The 25,389-nt window shown below is 68.0% G+C and carries 31 protein-coding genes; 29 read left to right on the top strand and 2 right to left on the bottom strand.

What is annotated here, in order from left to right; genetic code table 11:
- The 3 genes from rpsG (at position 1) to tuf (ending at position 3,983) form a co-directional block, all read left to right on the top strand.
- Positions 1–471: a 30S ribosomal protein S7 gene (gene rpsG, locus ACZ6JT_RS12775; RefSeq protein WP_007265894.1), complete on the top strand. Its 471-nt coding sequence runs from the start codon at positions 1–3 to the stop codon at positions 469–471.
- Positions 472–510: 39 nt separating this feature from the next.
- Positions 511–2,643, top strand: coding sequence for an elongation factor G (fusA, locus tag ACZ6JT_RS12770; RefSeq protein WP_030710317.1), 2,133 nt, complete (start codon positions 511–513; stop codon positions 2,641–2,643).
- Positions 2,644–2,789: 146 nt separating this feature from the next.
- Positions 2,790–3,983 carry an elongation factor Tu gene (tuf, locus tag ACZ6JT_RS12765; protein ID WP_030653602.1) on the top strand — a complete coding sequence of 398 codons (1,194 nt, stop codon included), beginning with the start codon at positions 2,790–2,792 and terminating at the stop codon, positions 3,981–3,983.
- Between the two features lie 177 nt (positions 3,984–4,160).
- Here tuf and rfbC read toward each other — a convergent pair whose 3' ends face one another.
- Both rfbC and rfbA read right to left on the bottom strand, forming a co-directional pair.
- Positions 4,161–4,760, bottom strand: coding sequence for a dTDP-4-dehydrorhamnose 3,5-epimerase (gene rfbC / locus ACZ6JT_RS12760; protein ID WP_361753610.1), 600 nt, complete (start codon positions 4,758–4,760; stop codon positions 4,161–4,163).
- A complete protein-coding gene (rfbA, locus tag ACZ6JT_RS12755) occupies positions 4,757–5,632 on the bottom strand; it encodes a glucose-1-phosphate thymidylyltransferase RfbA (protein WP_365482333.1) in 876 nt (291 codons plus the stop codon). Before rfbA ends, rfbC begins: the two co-directional genes overlap by 4 nt.
- Before the next feature lie 81 nt (positions 5,633–5,713).
- Here rfbA and rfbB point away from each other — a divergent pair, with 81 nt between their 5' ends.
- From rfbB to rplF, 26 genes are all read left to right on the top strand, one after another.
- Positions 5,714–6,691 (top strand): dTDP-glucose 4,6-dehydratase, encoded by a 978-nt coding sequence (gene rfbB, locus ACZ6JT_RS12750; RefSeq protein WP_469209388.1) that lies wholly within the window; start codon positions 5,714–5,716, stop codon positions 6,689–6,691.
- Positions 6,688–7,608: a dTDP-4-dehydrorhamnose reductase gene (gene rfbD / locus ACZ6JT_RS12745; RefSeq protein ID WP_469209387.1), complete on the top strand. Its 921-nt coding sequence runs from the start codon at positions 6,688–6,690 to the stop codon at positions 7,606–7,608. Before rfbB ends, rfbD begins: the two co-directional genes overlap by 4 nt.
- A complete protein-coding gene (locus tag ACZ6JT_RS12740; protein WP_469209386.1) occupies positions 7,605–8,939 on the top strand; it encodes a lipopolysaccharide biosynthesis protein in 1,335 nt (444 codons plus the stop codon). The genes rfbD and ACZ6JT_RS12740 overlap by 4 nt, the downstream gene beginning before the upstream one ends.
- Positions 8,940–9,007: 68 nt before the next feature.
- Entirely contained in the window at positions 9,008–9,697 is a 690-nt protein-coding gene (locus ACZ6JT_RS12735) for a glycosyltransferase family 2 protein (protein WP_469209385.1), read from the top strand.
- On the top strand, positions 9,694–10,149 hold the full coding sequence (locus tag ACZ6JT_RS12730) for a DUF2304 family protein (RefSeq protein ID WP_469209384.1): 456 nt from the start codon (positions 9,694–9,696) through the stop codon (positions 10,147–10,149). Before ACZ6JT_RS12735 ends, ACZ6JT_RS12730 begins: the two co-directional genes overlap by 4 nt.
- 6 nt (positions 10,150–10,155) lie before the next feature.
- On the top strand, positions 10,156–11,055 hold the full coding sequence (locus tag ACZ6JT_RS12725; protein WP_469209383.1) for a glycosyltransferase family 2 protein: 900 nt from the start codon (positions 10,156–10,158) through the stop codon (positions 11,053–11,055).
- Positions 11,056–11,086: 31 nt separating this feature from the next.
- A complete protein-coding gene (locus tag ACZ6JT_RS12720) occupies positions 11,087–12,931 on the top strand; it encodes a hypothetical protein (RefSeq protein ID WP_469209382.1) in 1,845 nt (614 codons plus the stop codon).
- Between the two features lie 192 nt (positions 12,932–13,123).
- Positions 13,124–15,721: a peptidoglycan recognition protein family protein gene (locus ACZ6JT_RS12715; RefSeq protein WP_469209381.1), complete on the top strand. Its 2,598-nt coding sequence runs from the start codon at positions 13,124–13,126 to the stop codon at positions 15,719–15,721.
- Between the two features lie 106 nt (positions 15,722–15,827).
- Complete coding sequence (locus ACZ6JT_RS12710; protein WP_469209380.1) at positions 15,828–16,928, top strand: hypothetical protein; 1,101 nt, start codon at positions 15,828–15,830, stop codon at positions 16,926–16,928.
- Between the two features lie 469 nt (positions 16,929–17,397).
- Positions 17,398–17,706 (top strand): 30S ribosomal protein S10, encoded by a 309-nt coding sequence (gene rpsJ / locus ACZ6JT_RS12705; protein ID WP_003948644.1) that lies wholly within the window; start codon positions 17,398–17,400, stop codon positions 17,704–17,706.
- Between the two features lie 14 nt (positions 17,707–17,720).
- A complete protein-coding gene (rplC, locus tag ACZ6JT_RS12700; RefSeq protein WP_007265899.1) occupies positions 17,721–18,365 on the top strand; it encodes a 50S ribosomal protein L3 in 645 nt (214 codons plus the stop codon).
- Between the two features lie 4 nt (positions 18,366–18,369).
- Positions 18,370–19,020 (top strand): 50S ribosomal protein L4, encoded by a 651-nt coding sequence (gene rplD / locus ACZ6JT_RS12695; RefSeq protein ID WP_031152736.1) that lies wholly within the window; start codon positions 18,370–18,372, stop codon positions 19,018–19,020.
- Complete coding sequence (gene rplW, locus ACZ6JT_RS12690; RefSeq protein ID WP_007265901.1) at positions 19,020–19,343, top strand: 50S ribosomal protein L23; 324 nt, start codon at positions 19,020–19,022, stop codon at positions 19,341–19,343. The genes rplD and rplW overlap by 1 nt, the downstream gene beginning before the upstream one ends.
- A 39-nt stretch (positions 19,344–19,382) precedes the next feature.
- Positions 19,383–20,219: a 50S ribosomal protein L2 gene (gene rplB, locus ACZ6JT_RS12685; protein ID WP_030388860.1), complete on the top strand. Its 837-nt coding sequence runs from the start codon at positions 19,383–19,385 to the stop codon at positions 20,217–20,219.
- 12 nt (positions 20,220–20,231) lie between these two features.
- Positions 20,232–20,513 (top strand): 30S ribosomal protein S19, encoded by a 282-nt coding sequence (rpsS, locus tag ACZ6JT_RS12680; protein WP_008739713.1) that lies wholly within the window; start codon positions 20,232–20,234, stop codon positions 20,511–20,513.
- A 43-nt stretch (positions 20,514–20,556) separates the two neighbouring features.
- The gene (rplV, locus tag ACZ6JT_RS12675) at positions 20,557–20,904 is read left to right on the top strand and encodes a 50S ribosomal protein L22 (protein ID WP_007265904.1); all 348 of its coding nucleotides are present in this window, start codon (positions 20,557–20,559) and stop codon (positions 20,902–20,904) included.
- Positions 20,904–21,746, top strand: coding sequence for a 30S ribosomal protein S3 (rpsC, locus tag ACZ6JT_RS12670; RefSeq protein WP_030230639.1), 843 nt, complete (start codon positions 20,904–20,906; stop codon positions 21,744–21,746). The genes rplV and rpsC overlap by 1 nt, the downstream gene beginning before the upstream one ends.
- Positions 21,747–21,751: 5 nt before the next feature.
- Positions 21,752–22,171: a 50S ribosomal protein L16 gene (rplP, locus tag ACZ6JT_RS12665; RefSeq protein ID WP_030026326.1), complete on the top strand. Its 420-nt coding sequence runs from the start codon at positions 21,752–21,754 to the stop codon at positions 22,169–22,171.
- Positions 22,171–22,395 (top strand): 50S ribosomal protein L29, encoded by a 225-nt coding sequence (gene rpmC, locus ACZ6JT_RS12660; protein WP_008739703.1) that lies wholly within the window; start codon positions 22,171–22,173, stop codon positions 22,393–22,395. Before rplP ends, rpmC begins: the two co-directional genes overlap by 1 nt.
- A complete protein-coding gene (rpsQ, locus tag ACZ6JT_RS12655; protein ID WP_030008467.1) occupies positions 22,395–22,676 on the top strand; it encodes a 30S ribosomal protein S17 in 282 nt (93 codons plus the stop codon). The genes rpmC and rpsQ overlap by 1 nt, the downstream gene beginning before the upstream one ends.
- 105 nt (positions 22,677–22,781) lie before the next feature.
- Positions 22,782–23,150, top strand: a complete 369-nt coding sequence (gene rplN / locus ACZ6JT_RS12650; protein ID WP_003956455.1) for a 50S ribosomal protein L14 — start codon at positions 22,782–22,784, stop codon at positions 23,148–23,150.
- Positions 23,151–23,152: 2 nt separating this feature from the next.
- On the top strand, positions 23,153–23,464 hold the full coding sequence (gene rplX / locus ACZ6JT_RS12645) for a 50S ribosomal protein L24 (protein ID WP_030008468.1): 312 nt from the start codon (positions 23,153–23,155) through the stop codon (positions 23,462–23,464).
- Positions 23,464–24,015, top strand: coding sequence for a 50S ribosomal protein L5 (rplE, locus tag ACZ6JT_RS12640; protein WP_030388859.1), 552 nt, complete (start codon positions 23,464–23,466; stop codon positions 24,013–24,015). Before rplX ends, rplE begins: the two co-directional genes overlap by 1 nt.
- 5 nt (positions 24,016–24,020) lie before the next feature.
- Entirely contained in the window at positions 24,021–24,206 is a 186-nt protein-coding gene (locus ACZ6JT_RS12635; RefSeq protein ID WP_003956452.1) for a type Z 30S ribosomal protein S14, read from the top strand.
- A gap of 223 nt (positions 24,207–24,429) precedes the next feature.
- Positions 24,430–24,828, top strand: a complete 399-nt coding sequence (gene rpsH, locus ACZ6JT_RS12630) for a 30S ribosomal protein S8 (protein WP_007265911.1) — start codon at positions 24,430–24,432, stop codon at positions 24,826–24,828.
- A 20-nt stretch (positions 24,829–24,848) separates the two neighbouring features.
- The gene (gene rplF / locus ACZ6JT_RS12625) at positions 24,849–25,388 is read left to right on the top strand and encodes a 50S ribosomal protein L6 (protein WP_030710347.1); all 540 of its coding nucleotides are present in this window, start codon (positions 24,849–24,851) and stop codon (positions 25,386–25,388) included.
- The last annotated feature ends 1 nt before the right edge of the window (position 25,389 follow it).

Genomic DNA, 25,389 nt, shown 5'->3' with positions numbered 1-25,389 from the left:
ATGCCTCGTAAGGGCCCCGCCCCGAAGCGCCCGGTCATCATCGACCCGGTCTACGCATCTCCTCTGGTGACGTCGCTCATCAACAAGATCCTCCTGAACGGCAAGCGCTCCACCGCCGAGCGCATCGTTTACGGCGCCATGGAAGGCCTCCGCGAGAAGACCGGCAACGACCCGGTCATCACGCTGAAGCGCGCGCTGGAGAACGTCAAGCCGTCCCTCGAGGTCAAGTCCCGCCGTGTCGGTGGCGCGACCTACCAGGTCCCCGTCGAGGTCAAGCCGGGTCGCCAGTCGACCCTGGCCCTCCGCTGGCTCGTGGGTTACTCCCGCGCCCGTCGTGAGAAGACCATGACCGAGCGCCTCATGAACGAGCTGCTCGACGCCTCCAACGGTCTTGGCGCTGCCGTCAAGAAGCGCGAGGACACGCACAAGATGGCCGAGTCCAACAAGGCCTTCGCGCACTACCGCTGGTAGTCCCAACCCACATCGAGACCGAGAGAAGACTGAGCCGATATGGCTACCACTTCGCTTGACCTGGCCAAGGTGCGCAACATCGGCATCATGGCCCACATCGACGCGGGCAAGACGACCACCACCGAGCGCATCCTGTTCTACACCGGTGTGTCTTACAAGATCGGTGAAGTCCACGACGGCGCTGCCACGATGGACTGGATGGAGCAGGAGCAGGAGCGCGGCATCACGATCACGTCCGCCGCGACGACCTGCCACTGGCCGCTCGAGGACGTCGACCACACCATCAACATCATCGACACCCCGGGTCACGTTGACTTCACCGTCGAGGTGGAGCGTTCGCTCCGCGTCCTCGACGGCGCCGTCACCGTGTTCGACGGTGTCGCCGGTGTGGAGCCGCAGTCCGAGACCGTTTGGCGTCAGGCGGACCGCTACGGCGTGCCGCGCATCTGCTTCGTCAACAAGCTCGACCGTACGGGCGCCGAGTTCCACCGCTGCGTCGACATGATCGAGAGCCGCCTCGGCGCGATCCCGATCGTCATGCAGCTCCCGATCGGTGCCGAGGCGGACTTCCAGGGTGTCGTCGACCTCGTCACGATGAAGGCGTTCGTCTGGTCCGCCGAGGCGACCAAGGGCGAGATGTACGACATCGTCGACATCCCCGACACGCACACCGAGGCCGCTGAAGAGTGGCGCGGGAAGCTCGTCGAGACCGTCGCCGAGAACGACGACGAGATCATGGAGCTCTTCCTGAACGGCGACGAGCCGTCCGTGGAGCAGCTGCACGCCGCCGTCCGTCGCATCATCCTCGGCTCCGGCAAGGGCAAGGGCGAGCCCACGATCACCGCGGTGTTCTGTGGCACGGCGTTCAAGAACAAGGGCGTTCAGCCCCTGCTCGACGCTGTCGTCCGCTACCTGCCGTCCCCCCTGGACATCGAGGCCATCGAGGGCCACGACGTCAAGGACCCCGAGGTCGTCGTGAAGCGCAAGCCTTCCGACGAGGAGCCGCTCGCGGCGCTGGCGTTCAAGATCATGAGCGACCCGCACCTCGGCAAGCTCACCTTCGTCCGGGTTTACTCGGGCCGCCTGGAGGCCGGCACTGCGGTGCTGAACTCCGTCAAGGGCAAGAAGGAGCGCATCGGCAAGATCTACCGCATGCACGCGAACAAGCGTGAGGAGATCGACTCGGTGGGCGCCGGCGACATCGTCGCCGTCATGGGCCTGAAGCAGACCACCACCGGTGAGACGCTGTGTGACGACAAGAACCAGGTGATCCTGGAGTCCATGGACTTCCCGGCCCCTGTCATTCAGGTCGCCATCGAGCCCAAGTCCAAGGGTGACCAGGAGAAGCTGGGTGTCGCCATCCAGCGTCTCGCGGAGGAGGACCCCTCCTTCCACGTTCACTCGGACGAGGAGACGGGCCAGACCATCCTCGGCGGTATGGGCGAGCTGCACCTCGAGGTGCTGGTCGACCGTATGAAGCGCGAGTTCAAGGTCGAGGCCAACGTCGGCAAGCCGCAGGTCGCGTACCGCGAGACGATCCGCAAGGCCGTCGAGCGTCACGACTACACGCACAAGAAGCAGACCGGTGGTACCGGTCAGTTCGCCAAGGTGCAGATCGCGATCGAGCCCATCACCGAGACCGACGGTCCGGCGTACGAGTTCGTGAACAAGGTCACCGGCGGACGCGTCCCGAAGGAGTACATCCCTTCGGTCGACGCCGGTGCGCAGGAGGCCATGCAGTTCGGCATCCTGGCCGGCTACGAGATGACGGGCGTTCGCGTCACGCTTCTCGACGGTGGCTACCACGAGGTCGACTCCTCCGAGCTCGCGTTCAAGATCGCCGGCTCGCAGGCCTTCAAGGAGGCCGCGCGCAAGGCTTCTCCCGTGCTCCTCGAGCCGATGATGGCCGTAGAGGTCACCACGCCCGAGGACTACATGGGTGACGTCATCGGTGACATCAACTCCCGCCGTGGCCAGATCCAGGCCATGGAGGAGCGTCACGGTGCTCGCGTCGTGAAGGGCCTCGTGCCCCTTTCGGAGATGTTCGGCTACGTCGGAGACCTCCGCAGCAAGACCTCGGGTCGCGCCAGCTACTCGATGCAGTTCGACTCCTACGCCGAGGTTCCCCGGAACGTCGCTGAGGAGATCATCGCGAAGGCCAAGGGCGAGTAACTCTTCCGAGTACACGCTTTAGGCTTGTCACCGGAACCTTTGGGGCAACAGGAGCAACTCCCGTTGCCCCGAGGGGCCGGCATTCCAGCAAAGATCACCTGGCGCCGATGAGTAAGGCGTACAGAACCACTCTCCAGGAGGACCCCGTGGCGAAGGCGAAGTTCGAGCGGACTAAGCCGCACGTCAACATCGGCACCATCGGTCACATTGACCACGGTAAGACGACCCTCACGGCCGCCATTACCAAGGTGCTGCACGACGCGTACCCGGACCTGAACGAGGCCTCGGCCTTCGACCAGATCGACAAGGCTCCTGAGGAGCGCCAGCGCGGTATCACCATCTCCATCGCGCACGTCGAGTACCAGACCGAGGCGCGTCACTACGCCCACGTCGACTGCCCGGGTCACGCGGACTACATCAAGAACATGATCACCGGTGCCGCGCAGATGGACGGTGCCATCCTCGTGGTCGCCGCCACCGACGGCCCGATGCCGCAGACCAAGGAGCACGTGCTCCTGGCCCGCCAGGTCGGCGTCCCCTACATCGTCGTCGCCCTGAACAAGGCCGACATGGTGGACGACGAGGAGATCCTGGAGCTCGTCGAGCTCGAGGTCCGCGAGCTGCTCTCCGAGTACGAGTTCCCGGGCGACGACCTGCCGGTCGTCCGCGTCTCCGCGCTGAAGGCCCTCGAGGGCGACAAGGAGTGGGGCGAGAAGCTCCTCGGCCTCATGTCCGCCGTCGACGAGGCCATCCCGACCCCGCCGCGTGACACCGAGAAGCCGTTCCTCATGCCCGTCGAGGACGTCTTCACGATCACCGGTCGCGGTACGGTCGTCACCGGCCGTATCGAGCGTGGTGTCCTGAAGGTCAACGAGACCGTCGACATCATCGGTATCAAGGAAGAGAAGACCACCACCACGGTCACCGGTATCGAGATGTTCCGCAAGCTCCTCGACGAGGGCCAGGCGGGCGAGAACGTCGGTCTGCTCCTCCGTGGCATCAAGCGCGAGGACGTCGAGCGCGGCCAGGTCATCATCAAGCCCGGTTCGGTCACCCCGCACACCGAGTTCGAGGCCCAGGCCTACATCCTGTCGAAGGACGAGGGTGGCCGTCACACCCCGTTCTTCAACAACTACCGTCCGCAGTTCTACTTCCGTACCACGGACGTCACGGGTGTCGTCACCCTGCCGGCCGGCACGGAGATGGTCATGCCGGGCGACAACACCGAGATGTCGGTCGCGCTGATCCAGCCGGTCGCCATGGAGGAGGGCCTGAAGTTCGCCATCCGTGAGGGTGGTCGTACCGTGGGCGCCGGCCAGGTCACCAAGATCACGAAGTAATTCGTGCTCTGACCTGGTAGCTCGCTGAAGCGGGCACCCAGTTCCACTGAAGGGCCCCGGCCCATCGCCTCGGCGGTGGGACGGGGCCCTTCGGCGTGACGGGTCCGCGCGCGCCCGGACACGAGAGAGGGCCGCACCCCCGGACGGGGTGCGGCCCTCTCTCGTACGTGCGGCGGGTCAGTTCACGCGCAGCGACTCGGTGAACTCCAGGCAGGCGGCGTGGTCGGGCAGCAGCCCGGTCTCGATCGCCTCGGCCAGCGACGGGGCGGCCTCGTCACGGGCGGACAGCAGCGGGACGTCCGCCGGCCACTCGATGCCCAGGTCGGGGTCGAGGGGGTGGACCGAGTGCTCGCCGGTCGGGTTGTACGTCTCCGAGCAGAGGTACGAAAGCGTGGCGTCGTCGCTGAGCGCGCAGAAGCCGTGGCCCAGGCCCTCGGGGATGTAGACCGCGCGGCGGTCCACGTCGTCCAGGCGGACGCCCTCCCACTTGCCGAACGTGGGGGAGCCGACCCGCAGGTCGACGATGACGTCGAGGACGGCGCCGCGCACGCAGGTCACGTACTTGGCCTGGCCGCGCGGCACGTCGGCGAAGTGGATGCCGCGGACCACGCCGGCGGAGGAGACCGAGAGGTTCGCCTGCGCCAGGTTCAGCGGGTGGCCGACGACCTCGGCGAGCCGGTCGAAGCGGTACCACTCGGTGAACAGGCCGCGCGGGTCGCCGTGCAGCTGCGGGGTGACCTCGAAGGCACCCGCTATGGAGAGTTCGCGGAACTTCATCGGGCGTCCTCCTCGTCGAGCAGCGTCAGCAAGTAGTTGCCGTAGCCGCTCTTGGTGAGGGGCTCGGCGAGCGCGCGCAGCTGCGCCGAGTCGATCAGGCCGGCCCGCCAGGCCGCCTCCTCGATGCAGCCGATCTTGAAGCCCTGGCGCTCCTCGATCACGCGGACGAACTCGGAGGCCTGGACCATCGACACGAAGGTGCCCGTGTCGAGCCAGGCGGTACCGCGGTCGAGGATGGTGACGTTCAGCTCGCCGGCCTGGAGGTACGCGTCGTTGACGGCGGTGATCTCCAGCTCGCCGCGGGCGCTGGGCTTCAGGCCGCGGGCTATCTCGACGACCTGGTTGTCGTAGAAGTAGAGACCCGGCACCGCGTAGCGGGACTTGGGCTTCTCCGGCTTCTCCTCGATGGAGATGGCCTGGCCGTTCTCGTCGAACTCGACCACGCCGTACGCGGTGGGGTCCGCCACCGGGTACGCGAACACACGGCCGCCCTTGGCGTCGGTGTGCTGGGCGAGGCGGGTGCCGAGGCCACTGCCGTGGAAGATGTTGTCGCCCAGGATCAGCGCGACCGACTCGTCACCGATGAAGTCGGCGCCGAGGACGAAGGCCTGGGCGATGCCCTCCGGCCGCTCCTGGACGGCGTACTCCAGCCGCAGGCCGAACTGCGAGCCGTCGCCGAGCAGGCGCTCGAACTGGTCGCGGTCTTCGGGGGTGGTGATGATCAGGATCTCGCTGATGCCCGCCATCACCAGGGTGGAGAGGGGGTAATAGATCATCGGCTTGTCGAAGACGGGCAGCAACTGCTTCGAGACGGCCCGGGTCAACGGCCAGAGTCGCGATCCGGTGCCACCGGCCAAAAGGATTCCACGCATGGGTGAACCCTATGCGAGAGCGTGCGGGGGAGCCGAGCCAAGGGAATGTGACGTTCGGCAGGCCGCTAGACTCTTCGTATTATGCGCATCCTCGTGACCGGCGGCGCCGGCTTCATCGGTTCAGAATTCGTCCGCCAGCAGCTCGGTGCAGATGCCACGGCGCAGATCACTGTCTTCGACAAGCTGACCTACTCGGGCGTCGAGGCCAACCTCGCCCCGGTCGCGGATCACCCCGGATACGCCTTCGTCAAGGGCGACATCTGCGACGCCGAGGCCGTCGACCAGGTGATGCCCGGCCACGACGTCGTCGTGCACTTCGCCGCCGAGTCCCACGTGGACCGCTCCATCGCCGGCGCGGGCCCCTTCGTGATGACCAACGTCGTCGGCACGCAGGTCCTGCTCGACTCCGCCCGCAAGCACGGCGTCGGCCGCTTCGTCCACATCTCCACCGACGAGGTCTACGGCTCGATCAACGAGGGCTCCTGGACGGAGGAGTGGCCGCTGGTGCCCAACTCCCCCTACTCCGCCTCCAAGGCGTCGTCCGACCTGCTGGCGCTGGCCTACCACCGCACCCACGGCATGGACGTGGTGGTCACCCGCTGCTCCAACAACTACGGGCACTACCAGTTCCCGGAGAAGGTCATCCCGCTGTTCGTCTCGAACCTGATGGACGGCAAGAAGGTCCCGCTGTACGGCAACGGCGGCAACGTCCGCGACTGGCTGCACGTCTCCGACCACTGCCGCGGGATCGACCTGGCCATGCGCAAGGGCCGCGCCGGCGAGGTCTACAACATCGGCGGCGGCACCGAGCTCACCAACAAGGAGCTCACCGGCGTCCTGCTGGAGGCCGCCGGCCTCGGCTGGGACATGGTCGAGCAGGTCGAGGACCGCAAGGGCCACGACCTCCGCTACTCCATCGACATCAGCAAGATCGGCGCCGAGCTGGGCTACGCCCCGCAGGTCACCTTCGAGGACGGCATCAAGGCCACCATCGACTGGTACCGCGAGAACCGTGCCTGGTGGGAGCCGCTCAAGGTGAAGGCGGCCCTGCAGAAGTGAGGACCAACTCGTTCGCCGGGCGCTGGCTCGTCACCGGCGCCGCCGGGATGCTCGGCCAGGACGTCCTCGCTGTGCTGAAGCGCGCCGGCATCGAGGCCGTGGGCCTGGGCCGCGCCGACCTCGACATCACCGACCCGGCCGCCGTCCGGGCCGCGGTCGAGGGTGCCACCGTGGTCGTGAACTGCGCCGCCTGGACCGACGTGGACGGCGCCGAGACCGCCGAGGAAGCCGCCACCGCCGTCAACGGCACCGGCGTACGCGTCCTCGCCGGGGCCTGCGCCGACGCCCACGTGCGCCTGCTGCACGTCTCCACCGACTACGTGCTGCCCGGCGACGCCTCGGAGCCCTACCGCGAGGACACCGCAACCGGGCCCGTGAACGCGTACGGCCGCTCCAAGCTGGTCGGCGAGCAGGCCGTCACCGAACTGCTGCCGCAGGACGGCTACGTGGTCCGCACCGCCTGGCTGTACGGCGAGCACGGGCCGAACTTCGTCGCCACGATGCTGAAGCTGGCCGCCCAGCGGGACACCCTCGACGTCGTCGACGACCAGCACGGCCAGCCCACTTGGTCCCACGCGCTGGCCCGGCACCTGGTCGAACTCGGCCTGGCCGCCCTGAAGGGCCACGCCATGGGCGGGATCTACCACGGCACCGCGAGCGGCCGCACCACCTGGATGGGGCTCGCCCGCGAGACGTACCGGCTGAGCGGACTCGACCCCGAGCGGATCCGGCCGACCACCTCCGAGGCGTTCGTCCGCCCCGCGGTCCGCCCCGCCTTCAGCGTGCTCGCGCACGACCGCTGGGACGAGGCGGGCATGGCCCCGCTCGCCGACTGGCGCGAACAGCTGGCCGAAGCGCTGGCCACCCCCGGATTCGCCGCACTGGCCGCACAGGCCCGGGACGGCCGAGCGGGATGAAAGCCCTGCTGAACAAGTTGAGCGCGGCGCTGCCGCCGGGCACCGTCGCGGTGGCCGGCGGCACCGTCGTGCTCGGCGCGGCCTCCTACGCCCACCTGGGCGTGGCCGGCCACAGCCTGTCCGACTCGGGCTACGCGAACGTCTCCGTGCTGTGGACGATCGTCATGTCCATCGGCATCGGCATCTTCTTCCCGATGGAGCAGGAACTCACCCGGATCGTCTCCGCCCGCGTGGTCCTCGGCCAGGGCGCGGCCCCCGTGCTGCGCCGGGCCGGCCTGCTCACCGCGGCCATCCTCGGCGCCACCCTGCTCGTCCTCGTCCTCGGCGCCGGACCCATCGCCAACCTCCTCTTCCACGGGGACCGGGCCCTGGTGGCGGCGCTCGGCAGCGCCTTCGCCGGCATGGCGCTGTGCTACCTCACCCGCGGCGTGCTGGCCGGCCTCGGCCTGTTCGGCGCGTACGGCACCCAGCTCGCCGTCGACGGCGGCCTGCGCATCGTGCTGGCCTTCGGCTGCGCGCTCCTCGGCCTGCACTCGGCGCTGGCCTTCAGCCTCATCCTGGCCGTCGCGCCGGTCATCGCGACGCTGGTCACCCTGCCGGCGCTGCTGCGCGCCGTCGGGCCCGGCGAGCCGATCGCCTGGCGCGACCTGTGCAGCGGCCTCGGCCTGCTCGTCTGCGCGACCCTGCTGTCCCAGGTCGTCGTCAACGCGGCCGTCATGAGCACCAAGCTGCTGGCGCCCTCCGACAGCGCGCTGATCGCGGCGCTGATGAGCGCGACCGTGCTCGCGCGGGTGCCGCTCTTCGTCTTCGGCTCGCTCCAGGCCTCGCTGCTCAGCGGTCTCACCGCCGCGTTCACGGCCGGCGACCGGGTGGCCTTCTGGGCGATGCTGCGCCGGATCGCCCTGGTCGTCGCCGCGCTCGGACTGCTCGGCGGCGTACCGGCCACGGTCCTCGGCCCCTGGCTCATCGAGGTGCTGTTCGGCACCGAGGACCCGGTGCTGGGCAGCTTCGACTTCTTCCTGCTGTCCGCCGGCACCGCGGCGTACATGTTCGCGATGGTCCTCGGACAGGCGCTCATGGTATTCAAGCGGCACAACCTGCAGCTGCTCTCCTGGGCCCTCGGCACGGCGGTCCTGGTGGGCATCACCTTGATACCGGGCGACGTCGCCGTGCGCGTGATCGTCGCCTACGCCCTCGGTTCGACCGCCACGGTCCTCGCTATGCTGGCAGCCCTGAGGCTGAGCTTCCCCGGAGCCGCCGCCGCAGCCGGTGAAGGCCCCCGGCAGTTGGCCGACACAGGCAGCCCGGGCGTGGGAGCGGTCGGGAAATGACCATGCCTCCCCACGACGTCACACCGATCACCGAGCACTCGTTTGTGCCACATCCCGCTGGAGCTACCGTGTCCGAATACGACGATGTCTGGCTGGTCATACCGGCCTATAACGAGGGCCAGGTGATCGCCGACGTGGTCGAGGGGGCCCGCAAGACGTTCCCCAACATCGTCGTCGTCGACGACGGCAGCACCGACGACTCGGCCAAGCACATAGCCACGACCGGCGCCCACCTGGTGCGCCACCCGGTCAACCTGGGCCAGGGCGCGGCCCTGCAGACCGGCCTCACCTACGCGCTCGCCCAGCCCGGCGCCCGCTACTTCGCCACCTTCGACGCCGACGGTCAGCACCAGACCAAGGACGTCGAGACGATGGTCGGCGTGCTCCGCCGCGGCGAGGCCGACGTCGTGCTCGGCTCCCGCTTCATCGAGCAGAACGGCCAAGTGCCGTGGATCAAGCAGGTCGTGCTGCGCACGGCCGCCGCCGTCAGCCCGACCGCGCGCAAGCTCAAGCTCACCGACGCGCACAACGGCCTGCGCGTGCTGGGCCGGGAGGCCGCCGAGCAGCTGAACATCACCATGAACGGCATGGCCCACGCGTCCGAGCTCGTCGGCTTCCTCGCCGGCTCCACGCTGCGCGTCACCGAGGTACCGGTGGACATCCTCTACACCGACTACTCACGCGCCAAGGGTCAGTCCCTGATCAACGGCGTCAACATCCTTTTTGACATTTCGCTGCGGGAGCGTGGGCGTCGATGAAGTACTTCTGGATCCAGCTGGTTCTGATCGTCGGCTCGGTGTCGATGGCCCTGATGTTCATCCGGACCTGGGGCCAGGCGAAGAACCGCGCGTGGAAGCGCATCGCGTTCTCGGCCTTCGTCGTCGTCAACGTGTACGCGGTGCTCCGCCCGACCGACGTCACCTGGCTCGCCCAGCAGCTCGGCGTCGGCCGCGGCACCGACCTGGTCCTGTACGTGATGGTGCTCGCGATGGGCTTCCTCACGCTCAACACCTTCCTGCGCTTCCGCTCCCTGGAGAAGAAGATCACCGACCTCGCCCGGACGGTGGCCATCAACGAGGGCGTCCGGCACAACGACGAGCGTCTGGGTGCGGACGCCGTCGTCGCGCAGACGACCCCGGCATCCGCCGCCGACGCCAAGGCCAAGGCCAAGGCCGAGTCGGGCGCCGACTCCGACTCCGTGAAGGCCTGAAGCCGCATGGTGACCTTCGACTTCATGCTCCCCTACTACGGGGACGTGCAGCTGATGCAGGACGCCGTCCGCAGCGTCCTGGCGCAGACGGACCGGGACTTCCGCCTCGTCGTGATCGACGACGGCAAGGAGCCCGAGGTACCCGGCTGGTTCGCACAGCTCGGTGACGACCGGGTCCACTACACGCGCAACGAGCACAACCTCGGCATCACCAAGAACTTCCAGAAGTGCGTGCGGCTGTCCGAGGCCGACTACGTCGTCATCATGGGCTGCGACGACCTGCTGCACCCGCACTACCTGGAGACCGTGCGCGCGATCGTCGCGGACCGCCCGGGCATCGGCATGGTCCAGCCCGGCGTCGAGGTCATCGACGGCGACGGCAAGGTGACGGCCGGCCTGGCGGACAACACCAAGAAGCGGCTGTACGCACCCCAGGTCAAGGGCCGCCGGCTGATGGCCGGTGAGGAGCTGGCCGCCAGCGTGCTGCGCGGGAACTGGCTCTACTTCCCGTCGATCGCCTGGCGGGGCGAGGCCCTGCGCAAGGTGAACTTCCGCGACGACTACTCGGTGATCCAGGACCTCGCGCTCGTCGTCGACCTGCTCGAAGACGGCGAGGAGATGGTCATCGACAACTCCACCACCGTGTTCCAGTACCGCCGCCACGCGGTCAGCGAGTCCTCGGTGCAGGCCTTCTCCGGAACCCGGTTCACCGAGGCCGAGCGGTACTTCTCCGCGGTCGCCGCGCGCATGGACGCCCGCGGCTGGCCGAAGGCGGCCCGCGCGGCCCGCTTCCACAGCGCCTCCCGCCTGCACGCGCTGACGATGCTCCCCGGAGCCCTGCGCCGCGGACACAAGGAAGGCGCTCGTACGCTGGCGAAGCACGCGTTCACCTCCGGCCAGAACTGAGCCGACTCCGCCCACCACGAAACGGACTGAGATGACACACCTGGCCCCCGAGCAGGTCGGTGAGGCCGGCGCTCCGGCGCAGCGGCCTGCCGAACCGGCCCACGGCACGGCCCACTTGTCCCCCTCGCGGAGCGGGGCGTGGCTGTCCCGCCGGTGGGTGCAGGCCCTGGCCGAGGTCGTCGTCAGTCTGGTGGCAGCCCTCGGGTTCACGCTGTTGAGCACGCACATCAGCGTGAACCCGCTCGTGCGCATCGGTCAGGTCAGCGGTCTGGCCAAGCTCCAGATGTACGCGGCCCTCCTCGGCCTGCCGCTGCTCGCGGTCCTGCTCTACACCGCCTACCGCGGCAACCTCCACCGCCACCAGCTGGCGAAGCGCCTGGTGTGCGCCGCCCTCGCCGGTCTCGCCACCGGCGTGCTGGCCGGCGGCGTGGTCGTCGCCCTGCGCGGTACGCCCTGGGGCCTCGGCGGCCAGGAGGGCGACCCGAGCGCCCTGATCGCCATGTCCAACTCCTTCCTGCACGGCGAGGGCCCGTCGGGCATCTACCCGCCGCTCTTCCCCGGCCTGATGGCCGTCTGGGCGAAGATCCGCTACGGCGGCCTCGGCGGCGCCGGCTTCGCCCTCAAGGACTTCCAGATCTTCTTCACCGCGATCGCGGGCCCGATGACGTACCTGGCCTGGCGGCTGCTGCTGCGGCCGTTCTGGGCGCTGCTGATCGCCGTGCCCTCGGCCCTCCTCTTCATGGACCCGATCCGCCCGTACAGCCACGCCAGCATGCTCGTCCTGCTGCCGCTGCTCGGCTACACGCTGCGCGAGATGCGCCGCGCCGGCGCGCAGCCGCTGCGCCGGGTGCTGCTCCGCGGTGCGCTCCTCGGCCTCGTCTTCGGCGTGGTGTTCCTCTGGTACTCCGGCTGGTACGTCTGGGCCGCGCCCGGCGTGTTCCTGCTGACGCTGTGCGTCTTCCCGTGGCGCGCCGGCAAGGCCGTGGTCAGGCGGACCGCCGCGTTCGTCGGTGCCACCCTGCTCACGGCCGGCGTCGTGGGCGCCCCGCTGATCTACCAGATGGCCCGGCTCGGTTCCCAGACCCCGGACCGCTACGCCTTCCTGGCCGTGTACGTCGATCCGGCGTACGTCCTGGGCTGGGTGTCCGACCGCTCAGGGAAGCTGGAGTACCAGACCTGGCCGGTGGCCGGCGAGATGGCGGGCCAGAGCGGCTTCGCCCTGCTGCTGCTGTTCGCCGTGGGCCTGGGCATCGGCCTGGCGCTGCGCAACATCATGGTCCTGACCGCGGCCGCCACGCTGGCCGGCGCCTGGCTGGCCCGCTTCTGGTTCGCCTCGCACATGGCGCACGACAAGGCCGTGCAGCTCTTCCCGCGCACCACCTGGATCATCATGTACTGCCTGATGATCCTGGCCGTCCTCGGCATGATGGCCGTGGTGAACCGGAGCTCCGGCTGGGCCGAGCGCACCCTGCGGCCGAGCGGCGCGGACCCGGCCGCCCGCGTCGTGCCCCGGCGGGTCGTCGCGCAGCTCGCGGCCGGCATGGTGTGCGTGGTCGCGCTGTTCGCCACGATGGGCGCGTCCTGGTCGGTCAACCGGTACATGCCGCAGTCCGACAACATGACGATGGGCATCGACGCGTGGCGGGCCCACACCATCAAGAAGGCGGACGGCACCTGCCCGCGCTTCGCGCCGGACAAGAAGAAGTGCGCGGACATCGTCACGACCGACTGGAAGCAGAACGCCGACGACGGCGAGATCTGGTGCGGTGGCATCGGCCCGCTGAACTGGCAGGCCGTCTGCGGGCGCAAGGCGCCCGCGTCGGAGCTGAAGAAGGAAGAGCAGGAGCAGAAGGAGAGGGAGAAGGCGAAGAAGTAGCCTTCGTCCCGACCGAGGACCCCCGCCCCGCGCTTCGCCGCGGACCGGGGGTCCTCGCGTATCCGTACCCCTGTTCGCCCAAGACCGACCCCCCTGCTCGGGCCCGCACCGGCGGCCAGTAGCATCCGGCCGGTCAGCCATTACTTCTGCATTGCCACAGGGGCGGGGACGGACAACTTGAAACTAGGTCGTGTGCGCGGGACGGCTCTCGCCGCCGCGCTCGGTGTCGTGACGGTGCTCGGCATCCAGGGGGTCGCGAGCGGAACGGGTGCCTCCGACGGGGGCGAGGTGTCGCCCTACAGCACCCGGGCCCGCGAGAAGGGGCCGGTCGAGGGTGAGCTGCACCGGCTCGCGCTGAAGCCCAAGGGCAGGGGCGAGGCCGTCCTCTCCCAGCAGGGCACCGAGCCCTTCGGTCTCCTCGGCGTCTCCTGGAACGACCCCGAGGCCGAGGTCAAGGGCCGGATCGAGGCCCGCACCCGCGACGCCGACACCGGCAAGTGGTCGAAGTGGGTCGAGCTGGAGCAGGCCGAGTCCGGCCTCGACGGCAAGCGCCCCGGCCTGCGCGGAGCCACCGAGCCGGTCTGGGTCGGTCCGTCCGACGGGGCCGAGGTACGGGTGGCCGGCGGCGGCGAGCTGCCCGCCGGCATGGAACTGAACCTGGTGGACCCGGGGGCCGGCGGCGCGAAGGCCAAGAAGAAGGCCAACCTGGGCCTCGGACCGGCCGCGTTCGCCCTCCCCGCGGAGGACCCGCCGCAGACCCCGCCGACCACGCCGGGACCGGAGTCGACCGCCCCGCGGCCGGACGTGGTCTCGCGCGTGCAGTGGGGGGCGGACGAGTCCCTGAACAACGAGGGCCCGATCTACCTCCCCGGAGCGAAGATCAAGGCGGTCTTCGTCCACCACACCGCCGCCACCGCGCCGTACGAGTGCTCCGAGTCCGCCGCCATCGTCCGGAGCATCCACAAGTACCACGTGGAGATCGAGAAGTGGCGCGACCTCGGCTACAACTTCCTGGTCGACAAGTGCGGCACGGTCTTCGAAGGCCGTCAGGGCGGTGTGGACCAGCCCGTTCAGGGCGCGCACACCTACGGCTGGAACTCCGAGTCGACGAGCGTCTCGATCCTCGGTGACTACACGAACGCGGGGGCCTCGCCCGCCGCGCTCGAAGCCGTCTCCAAGGTCGCCGCGTACAAGCTCGGCCAGTACGACGGCGACATGAAGGGCACGGCGACGCTGACCGCCGGCGCCACCCAGACGAACTTCTTCGGCAAGAGCTACACCGCCGGACAGCAGTACGAGTTCAAGTCGCTCTCGGGCCACCGGGACGGCTTCAACACCCAGTGCCCGGGCAACTCCCTCTACCCGCAGCTGGAGGCGCTCCGCCAGACGGGCCCCGCGGCCCAGCTGAAGATCGCCTCGGTGAACGGGGCGCCGGCCGTGCCGGGCGCCACCTACCCCGGCGGCGCGGCCCTGACGGTCGACTGGACCACCAGCACGGCCAGCGCCGCGCTGAACAAGTTCGAGCTGCTGGTGGACGGTGAGGCCACCGCCGTCACCGACGGCACCGCCCGCAAGGCGACCGCGGTCGTGACCCACGGCACGCACGAGGTCCGGGTCCGCGCGACCGCCGCGAACGGCAAGGTCTCCACGAGCCTCGCGGTCACCGTCGACGCGGACGTCAAGGGCGCCAAGTTCGTCCCCCTCGCGCCGAAGCGGCTGATGGACACCCGTACCGGTCTGGGCGTCCGCTCCGGCCCGGTGGGTACCGCCGGCGTGGTCACCCTGCCGGTGGCCGCCGCCACCGGTGGCACGCCCACCGCGGTGGTGCTGAACGTGACGGCGACCAACCCGACGCAGCCGAGCTTCGTGTCGGTGTACCCGAGCGGCACGACCCGCTCCAGTGCCTCGAACCTGAACTTCACCCCGGGCCAGACGATCCCCAACCTGGTGGTCGTGCCGGTCGTCAACGGGAGCGTCAGCTTCTACAACAACCAGGGCAACGTCGACCTGATCGCGGACATCACCGGTTACTTCACCTCCGGGGGTGAGGGCGCCACGCAGACCAACTTCGGCCCGAAGCGGCTGATGGACACCCGTACGGGCCTCGGTGTGCCGGCCGGCCCGGTCGGGACCGCCGGCGTGGTCACCCTGCCCGTGGCCGGCGTCGACGGCATCCCGGCCACCGGCGTCAAGGCCGTCGTGTTGAACGTGACGGCGACCAACCCGACGCAGCCGAGCTTCGTGTCGGTCTACCCGAGCGGTACGACCCGCTCCAGCGCGTCGAACCTGAACTTCACCCCGGGCCAGACGATCCCCAACCTGGTCGTCGTCCCCGTGGTGGACGGCAAGGTCAGCTTCTACAACAACCAGGGCAACGTCGACCTGATCGCGGACATCACCGGCTACTTCTCCGACAGCGCCGAGGGCGCCGTGCACGCGAACTTCGGTCCGAAGCGGCTGATGGACACCCGCACCGGCCTCGGCGTCCGGCAGGGCCGGGTCACCGGCGGCAGCGTGGTCACGCTGCCCGTGGCGGGCGTCGGCGGCATCCCGGCCACCGGGATCAAGGCCGTGGTGCTGAACGTGACGGCGACCAACCCGACCGAGGCGAGCTACGTGTCGGTCTTCCCGAGCGGTACGACCCGCTCCAGCGCGTCGAACCTGAACTTCACCGCCGGTCTCACGATCCCCAACCTGGTGGTCGTCCCCGTGGTGGACGGCAAGGTCAGCTTCTACAACAACACCGGTTCCGTGGATCTCATCGCGGACATCACGGGGTACTTCAGCTAGTGGCGTGAACACGCGTTTTCGCAGGTGAGGGGCTCCACACCACCAGGTGCGGGGCCCCTCACCCGCATGTCGGGCCAGGGAACGGAAACAGGGGGACACAGGGGACATGGGGAAGAACGAGGACGACAGGGCGGGCATCTCGGACGAGGAGCTGGCCCGGTTCATGGAGCAGGCCGCCCGGGGCGCCGGCAACGCACCGACCGAGCCCTCCGCACGGGCGCGGATGGTCACCGAGCGGCTGCGCGCCACGCAGGGACAGGAGCCGCCGGGCTGGCGGACCGGGCCCGTACGGCGTGAGCGCCGGCGCCCCGGGCGGCTGGGGGCGGCCCTGGCCGTCCTCGGCGTCGCGGGGCTCGCGCTGATCGCCGTACGGCCCGAGCTGGTGATCGACAGGATCACCGGCAGGACCGAGGCCCGCCAGGAGGCCCGGAACGCCGCTCCGCTGCCCGGGGAGTCCGGACGTCCGACCGCTCCGCCGCCGTCGACGGCGCCCGACCAGCCGACTCTGCAGGAACCTTTCCGTGGTTCCCCGGCCCTCCAGTGGGCCGACGGCGCCGCCGGCATCGAGGTCCCCGCGGCCACGGCCGTCGGCGGGATGTCCCAGCAGCAGGTCGCGGACGCCCTGGAGAAGGCCAGACAGTTCCTGATCGCGACCAGTCTCGACCCGGCCACGCTGCGCGGCGAGCGGCCGACCGCCGCCCTGGCGATCCTGGACCCCAAGCAGCCCGAGACCCCGCAGCGGCTGGAGCAGTCCCTGACCAAGCCCACCGCGGAGAACACCCCGGTGACGCTCTTCACCCGCTTCGACCAGGCGAAGGTCAAGCCGGTCGGCGACATCGTCAAGGTGCGCGGCAGCATGCGCGCGGAGGCGGGGGAGCCCGGGGAACTGCTCGTGGTGACGGACTACACCTTCGTCCACCCCATGACGAACGGCGGCACGAGCGTGCAGCGCACGATCGTGCGCCGGCAGATCACCCTCAGCCTGCTCGACCCGGCGCGCTGGGAGACCACCCGGGGCCGGCTCCAGCTGCGCAAGTACGCCTCGGAGTGGTCGAACGTCGCATGCGAGACGGCCGACGGCTTCCTGCACCCGGACTTCCCGCGGGACGCTCCGGCCGGGCCGGCGCCCACCGGTCCCGCCGTTGATCCGTACGACCGCAGCAGGGACATCGAGGGCGAAGGGTGCGGGACGGTCACGCGCTCCTGACCGGGGGAGGAGCCCCGCCGGGCGATGCGCGTGGTGCGGTTTGACCACTCAGCGTGGCGGGGTATTCTCTTCGGCCCGATTGGCCAGGTACGTGCCTCGTATGGCAGACTACTCAAGTTGCTCGGCTGAGTGCCGATGCTGCGCGCCTCCCGCCGGGAGGACCGGAAGCGAGTCCCACAGTACTCGTCGTTCTTAATCTGCCTCTCGGGGCAGCAATGGGAACGGACGTACGGGAATCTTCTGGGAAGCGTCAGCACGGTGCCCACCAGGCGCTCGGTGGGTGTTTCTCCCCCGAAACGCGGTCACAGGGACCGCACCCCCTTGGACGAGGGAATTTCCGTATGGGAATTTTCTGTAGAGGGAGTGCGACACGCCCGACCGCGTGGGTCGGAGAGAAGCGGTGGGATCCGTCCCGCAGCCGATCGAGGGCCAGAGCGTTTCCACATACAGACAGGACTACGGAGTAGCCATGGCGGGACAGAAGATCCGCATCCGGCTCAAGGCCTACGACCACGAGGTCATCGATTCCTCGGCGAAGAAGATCGTCGAGACGGTGACGCGCACTGGTGCGTCGGTCGCGGGCCCGGTGCCGCTGCCCACTGAGAAGAACGTGTACTGCGTCATCAAGTCGCCGCACAAGTACAAGGACTCGCGCGAGCACTTCGAGATGCGCACGCACAAGCGCCTGATCGACATCCTCGACCCGACCCCCAAGACCGTTGACTCGCTGATGCGCCTGGACCTTCCGGCCGGCGTTGACATCGAGATCAAGCTCTGAGAGGCGTCGAGAAGATGGCAAAGCAGATCAAGGGCGTCCTGGGCGAGAAGCTCGGCATGACCCAGGTCTGGGACGAGAACAACCGTGTCGTCCCGGTGACCGTGGTCAAGGCCGGACCCTGCGTCGTTACCCAGGTCCGTACGAACGACATCGACGGCTACGAGTCGGTCCAGATCGCCTTCGGCGAGATCGACCCGCGCAAGGTGAACAAGCCCCTCAAGGGCCACTTCGCCAAGGCCGACGTGACCCCCCGCCGCCACCTGGTGGAGCTCCGCACCTCCGACGCCAGCGAGTACACGCTCGGCCAGGAGATCACTGCTGAGGTGTTCGAGTCCGGCGTCAAGGTCGACGTCACGGGCAACAGCAAGGGCAAGGGCTTCGCCGGTGTCATGAAGCGGCACAACTTCCGGGGCCTCGGCGCCGGTCACGGTGTGCAGCGCAAGCACCGCTCCCCCGGTTCGATCGGTGGCTGCGCCACCCCTGGGCGTGTCTTCAAGGGCATGCGCATGGCCGGTCGCATGGGTAACGAGCGCGTCACCACCCAGAACCTGACCATCCACGCGGTTGACGCGGAGAAGGGTCTGCTCCTCATCAAGGGTGCGGTCCCCGGTCCGAACGGCGGCCTCGTCCTGGTCCGTACCGCGGCCAAGGGGGCTTGAGGTAATGAGCACCATTGACATCCTTTCGCCGGCAGGCGACAAGGCCGGTACCGTCGAGCTCCCCGCGGAGATCTTCGACGCCAAGACCAGCGTTCCGCTGATCCACCAGGTCGTTGTCGCTCAGCTGGCTGCTGCCCGTCAGGGCACGCACAAGACCAAGACCCGTGGCGAAGTCCGTGGTGGTGGCCGCAAGCCGTACCGCCAGAAGGGCACCGGCCGCGCCCGTCAGGGTTCGACCCGCGCTCCGCAGTTCGCAGGCGGTGGCGTCGTCCACGGCCCGCAGCCGCGTGACTACTCGCAGCGGACCCCCAAGAAGATGAAGGTCGCCGCCCTCCGCGGTGCCCTCTCGGACCGTGCGCGTCACTCCCGCATCCACGTCGTCACCGGCGTGGTCGAGGGTGCCGCCTCCACGAAGGCCGCCAAGACGCTGTTCGGCAAGATCTCGGAGCGCAAGAACCTGCTCCTGGTCGTCGAGCGTGCCGACGAGGCCGCGTGGCTGTCCGCCCGCAACCTGCCCCAGGTTCACATCCTGGAGCCGGGCCAGCTGAACACGTACGACGTGATCGTCTCTGACGACGTGGTCTTCACCCAGGCCGCGCTCGAGTCCTTCGTGTCTGGCCCCAAGGCCGACGAGACCGAAGGGAGCGACGCCTGATGTCTGAGGCGACCGTTACCAGCAAGACCTTCACCGACCCGCGCGACCTGCTGATCAAGCCGGTTGTCTCGGAGAAGAGCTACGCGCTGCTGGACGAGAACAAGTACACGTTCATCGTCGCGCCCGGCGCCAACAAGACCCAGATCAAGCAGGCCGTGGAAGCGGTCTTCTCGGTCAAGGTCACCGGGGTCAACACGATCAACCGTCAGGGTAAGCGCAAGCGCACCAAGACCGGTTTCGGCAAGCGTGCCAACACCAAGCGCGCCATCGTGACCCTTGCCGAGGGCAACCGTATCGACATCTTCGGCGGCCAGGCCTCCTAACGGAGGTCTAGTCGTCCGGAATCGGACGAGGACTGAGAAATGGGTATCCGCAAGTACAAGCCGACGACCCCGGGCCGTCGTGGCTCCAGCGTCGCCGACTTTGTCGAGATCACGCGGTCCACGCCGGAGAAGTCGCTGGTTCGCCCTCTGCACAGCAAGGGCGGCCGTAACAACACCGGCCGGATCACCGTTCGCCACCAGGGTGGCGGACACAAGCGCGCCTACCGCGTGATCGACTTCCGTCGTCACGACAAGGACGGCGTGCCGGCCAAGGTCGCGCACATCGAGTACGACCCCAACCGCACCGCGCGCATCGCGCTGCTGCACTACGCCGACGGCGAGAAGCGCTACATCATCGCGCCGCGCGGTCTGCAGCAGGGTGACCGGATTGAGAACGGCCCGACGGCCGACATCAAGCCCGGCAACAACCTGGCGCTCCGCAACATCCCGGTCGGTACCACGATCCACGCGATCGAGCTCCGTCCCGGTGGCGGTGCGAAGTTCGCCCGCTCCGCTGGTGCGTCCGTGCAGCTGCTCGCGAAGGAGGGCGTCATGGCCCACCTCCGCATGCCGTCGGGCGAGATCCGTCTCGTCGACGCGCGCTGCCGTGCCACGGTCGGCGAGGTCGGCAACGCCGAGCAGTCGAACATCAACTGGGGCAAGGCCGGCCGCATGCGCTGGAAGGGCGTTCGCCCGTCCGTCCGCGGTGTCGCGATGAACCCGGTTGACCACCCGCACGGTGGTGGTGAGGGCAAGACCAGTGGTGGTCGCCACCCGGTCTCCCCGTGGGGTCAGAAGGAGGGTCGTACTCGCTCGCCGAAGAAGGCTTCGAGCAAGTACATCGTCCGCCGCCGCAAGACGAACAAGAAGCGCTAGGAGCGGGTTTAGATGCCGCGCAGTCTCAAGAAGGGGCCCTTCGTCGACGACCACCTCGTAAAGAAGGTGGACGTCCAGAACGAAGCCGGCACCAAGAACGTCATCAAGACCTGGTCCCGTCGCTCGATGATCATCCCCAGCATGCTGGGTCACACCATCGCGGTGCACAACGGCAAGACCCACGTCCCGGTGTTCGTCACCGAGTCGATGGTCGGCCACAAGCTCGGCGAGTTCTCGCCGACTCGCACCTTCCGCGGCCACGTCAAGGACGACCGGAAGTCGAAGCGCCGCTAAAGGCGGGGTGGTTACGACTATGACTTACACCGAAGGGACAACCATGGAAGCCAGGGCCCAGGCGCGGTACATCCGCGTCACGCCCATGAAGGCCCGCCGAGTGGTGGACCTTATCCGTGGCATGGATGCCACGGAGGCTCAGGCGGTCCTGCGTTTCGCCCCGCAGGCCGCGAGCGTGCCGGTCGGCAAGGTGCTGGACAGCGCCATTGCCAACGCCGCACACAACTACAACCACCCGGACGCCTCCACGCTGGTCATCAGCGAGGCGTACGTGGACGAGGGCCCGACCCTGAAGCGGTTCCGTCCGCGTGCCCAGGGCCGTGCCTACCGGATCCGCAAGCGGACCAGCCACATCACCGTGGTCGTCAGCAGCAAGGAAGGTTCCCGGTAATGGGCCAGAAGGTAAACCCGCACGGGTTCCGGCTCGGCATCACCACCGACTTCAAGTCGCGTTGGTACGCCGACAAGCTGTACAAGGACTACGTCAAGGAAGACGTCGCCATCCGTCGGATGATGACGTCCGGCATGGAGCGCGCCGGCATCTCGAAGGTTGAGATCGAGCGCACCCGTGACCGCGTGCGTGTGGACATCCACACCGCTCGTCCGGGCATCGTCATCGGCCGCCGTGGCGCCGAGGCCGACCGCATCCGCGGTGACCTCGAGAAGCTCACGGGCAAGCAGGTCCAGCTGAACATCCTCGAGGTCAAGAACCCCGAGCTCGACGCTCAGCTGGTTGCCCAGGCCGTTGCCGAGCAGCTCTCCTCCCGCGTCTCCTTCCGTCGTGCCATGCGCAAGAGCATGCAGGGCACGATGAAGGCCGGCGCCAAGGGCATCAAGATCCAGTGTGGCGGCCGTCTCGGCGGCGCCGAGATGTCCCGCTCCGAGTTCTACCGCGAAGGCCGTGTGCCGCTGCACACCCTCCGCGCGAACGTGGACTACGGCTTCTTCGAGGCCAAGACCACCTTCGGCCGTATCGGTGTGAAGGTCTGGATCTACAAGGGCGACGTCAAGAACATCGCCGAGGTTCGCGCCGAGAACGCTGCGGCCCGTGCGGGTAACCGCCCGGCCCGTGGCGCGCAGGGCGCTGGCGACCGTCCCGCCGGCCGTGGTGGCCGTGGTGGCGAGCGCGGCGGCCGTGGTGGCCGCAAGCCGCAGCAGGCTGCTGGTGTCGAGGCCCCCAAGGCCGACGCTCCCGCCGCCGCTCCGGCTGAGAGCACCGGAACGGAGGCCTGACCGACATGCTGATCCCTCGTAGGGTCAAGCACCGCAAGCAGCACCACCCGAAGCGCCGCGGTATGGCCAAGGGCGGTACTGAGGTCTCGTTCGGCGAGTACGGCATCCAGGCGCTGACCCCGGCGTACGTGACGAACCGCCAGATCGAGGCGGCTCGTATCGCGATGACCCGCCACATCAAGCGTGGCGGCAAGGTCTGGATCAACATCTACCCGGACCGCCCGCTCACGAAGAAGCCTGCCGAGACCCGCATGGGTTCCGGTAAGGGTTCTCCCGAGTGGTGGATTGCCAACGTGCACCCGGGCCGGGTCATGTTCGAGCTGTCCTACCCGAACGAGAAGATTGCTCGTGAGGCGCTCACCCGCGCTGCTCACAAGCTTCCGATGAAGTGCCGGATTGTTCGGCGCGAGGCAGGTGAGTCGTGATGGCGACGGGAACCAAGGCGTCCGAGCTGCGTGAGCTCGGCAACGAGGAGCTCGTTGGCAAGCTGCGCGAGGCCAAGGAGGAGCTGTTCAAGCTCCGCTTCCAGGCGGCCACGGGTCAGCTGGAGAACAACGGCCGGCTCAAGTCCGTCCGTAAGGACATCGCTCGCATCTACACCCTGATGCACGAGCGTGAGCTCGGTATCGAGACGGTGGAGAGCGCCTGATGAGCGAGAACAACGTGACTGAGAAGACCGAGCGCGGATTCCGCAAGACCCGTGAGGGCCTGGTCGTCAGCGACAAGATGGACAAGACCGTCGTCGTCGCCGTCGAGGACCGCGTGAAGCACGCCCTGTACGGCAAGGTCATCCGCCGTACGAACAAGCTCAAGGCGCACGACGAGCAGAACGCTGCCGGCGTCGGCGACCGCGTCCTCATCATGGAGACGCGTCCGCTGTCGGCGAGCAAGCGCTGGCGCATCGTCGAGATCCTCGAGAAGGCCAAGTAATCACCTGAGGGGTTTCCCTCAGGTCAGTTCCGCCAGGCTCGGTGGGGGCCTCGCTCCTCGGAGTGAAGCCCCCGCCGGGAACCGGCAGACAAACAGGAGATAGACGTGATCCAGCAGGAGTCGCGACTGCGTGTCGCCGACAACACTGGTGCCAAGGAGATCCTTTGCATCCGTGTTCTCGGTGGCTCCGGTCGCCGCTACGCGGGCATCGGTGACGTCATCGTCGCCACCGTCAAGGACGCGATCCCCGGTGGCAACGTGAAGAAGGGTGACGTCGTCAAGGCGGTCATCGTTCGCACCGTCAAGGAGCGCCGCCGCCAGGACGGCTCGTACATCCGCTTCGACGAGAACGCCGCCGTCATTCTGAAGAACGACGGCGACCCTCGCGGCACCCGTATCTTCGGCCCCGTCGGCCGTGAGCTGCGCGAGAAGAAGTTCATGAAGATCATCTCGCTCGCGCCGGAGGTGCTGTAAGCATGAAGATCAAGAAGGGCGACCTGGTCCAGGTCATCACCGGTAAGGACAAGGGCAAGCAGGGCAAGGTCATCGTTGCCTTCCCCGCCGACAACCGTGTCCTCGTCGAGGGTGTCAACCGGGTCAAGAAGCACACCAAGGCTGCGCAGAACCAGGCCGGTGGCATTGTGATCACCGAGGCCCCGGTCCACGTCAGCAACGTTCAGCTGGTTGTGGAGAAGGACGGCAAGAAGGTCGTCACCCGCGTCGGCTACCGCTTCGACGACGAGGGCAACAAGATCCGCGTTGCCAAGCGGACGGGTGAGGACATCTGATGGCTACCACTCCGCGTCTCAAGACGAAGTACCGCGAGGACATCGCGGGCAAGCTGCGTGAGGAGTTCTCCTACGAGAACGTCATGCAGATCCCCGGCCTCGTGAAGATCGTGGTCAACATGGGTGTGGGCGACGCCGCCCGCGACTCCAAGCTGATCGACGGCGCCATCAAGGACCTGACGACGATCACCGGTCAGAAGCCGGCCGTCACGAAGGCCCGGAAGTCCATCGCGCAGTTCAAGCTGCGCGAGGGTCAGCCGATCGGCTGCCACGTCACCCTCCGTGGTGACCGCATGTGGGAGTTCCTGGACCGTACGCTGTCGCTCGCGCTGCCGCGTATCCGTGACTTCCGTGGTCTGTCGCCGAAGCAGTTCGACGGCCGTGGCAACTACACCTTCGGTCTCACGGAGCAGGTCATGTTCCACGAGATCGACCAGGACAAGATCGACCGTACCCGGGGTATGGACATCACCGTGGTCACCACGGCGACCAACGACGACGAGGGCCGTGCCCTCCTTCGTCACCTCGGCTTCCCCTTCAAGGAGGCGTAAGCGAGATGGCGAAGAAGGCTCTCATCGCGAAGGCTGCCCGCAAGCCCAAGTTCGGTGTGCGTGCGTACACCCGCTGCCAGCGCTGCGGTCGCCCCCACTCCGTGTACCGCAAGTTCGGCCTGTGCCGCGTCTGCCTTCGTGAGATGGCTCACCGTGGCGAGCTGCCGGGCGTGACCAAGAGCTCCTGGTAAATCACCCTCGTCCGCAAGGACTTGGGCTGTACCAGGCACTCTCGGTAAGCATCTGGACGGTGGGTGCCCGGCCGCGCATGCCTTAGGCTTGTGTGGTTGGGCGTCCGCCGCCCATAACGACTTACTACGCCGTAGGTCCCCGCACCGCACCCGTCCCGCCACTGAGTGGGGAGAGGGATGGCGCATACAGGAAACCCCGGCGAGAGAGGCCGAAGGCCACTTCATGACCATGACTGACCCGATCGCAGACATGCTCACGCGTCTGCGTAACGCTAACTCGGCGTACCACGACACCGTCGTGATGCCGCACAGCAAGATCAAGTCGCACATCGCAGAGATCCTCAAGCAGGAGGGTTTCATCACCGGCTGGAAGGTCGAGGACGCCGAGGTCGGCAAGAACCTCGTCCTCGAGCTGAAGTTCGGGCCGAACCGCGAGCGCTCCATTGCGGGCATCAAGCGGATCTCGAAGCCCGGTCTGCGCGTGTACGCGAAGTCCACCAACCTGCCGAAGGTCCTCGGTGGCCTGGGCGTGGCGATCATCTCCACGTCCCACGGTCTCCTGACCGGTCAGCAGGCAGGCAAGAAGGGCGTAGGTGGGGAAGTCCTCGCCTACGTCTGGTAGTCGGGAACGGAGGAAAAGCAATGTCGCGAATCGGCAAGCTCCCCATCCAGGTTCCCGCCGGTGTGGACGTCACCATCGATGGCCAGACGGTCGCCGTGAAGGGCCCCAAGGGTTCCCTCGCGCACACCGTTAAGGCGCCCATCGCAGTCGTCAAGGACGAGGACGGCGTTCTGAACGTCACCCGCCCGAACGACGAGCGTCAGAACAAGGCCCTGCACGGCCTGTCCCGCACGCTGGTGGCGAACATGATCACCGGTGTGACCACGGGGTACGTCAAGGCTCTCGAGATCAGCGGTGTCGGTTACCGTGTCCTGGCGAAGGGCTCCGACCTGGAGTTCCAGCTGGGTTACAGCCACCCGATCCTGGTGGAGGCGCCCGAGGGCATCTCCTTCAAGGTCGAGTCGCCGACCAAGTTCACGGTCGAGGGCATCGACAAGCAGAAGGTCGGCGAGGTCGCCGCCAACATCCGCAAGCTGCGGAAGCCCGACCCGTACAAGGCCAAGGGTGTCAAGTACGCCGGCGAGGTCATCCGCCGCAAGGTCGGAAAGGCTGGTAAGTAGC

The sequence above is a fragment of the Streptomyces sp. NPDC046308 genome, assembly GCF_055588065.1.
The sequence above is the reverse complement of the archived record's forward strand: the minus strand, read 5'-3'. Positions and strand labels throughout refer to the sequence as shown.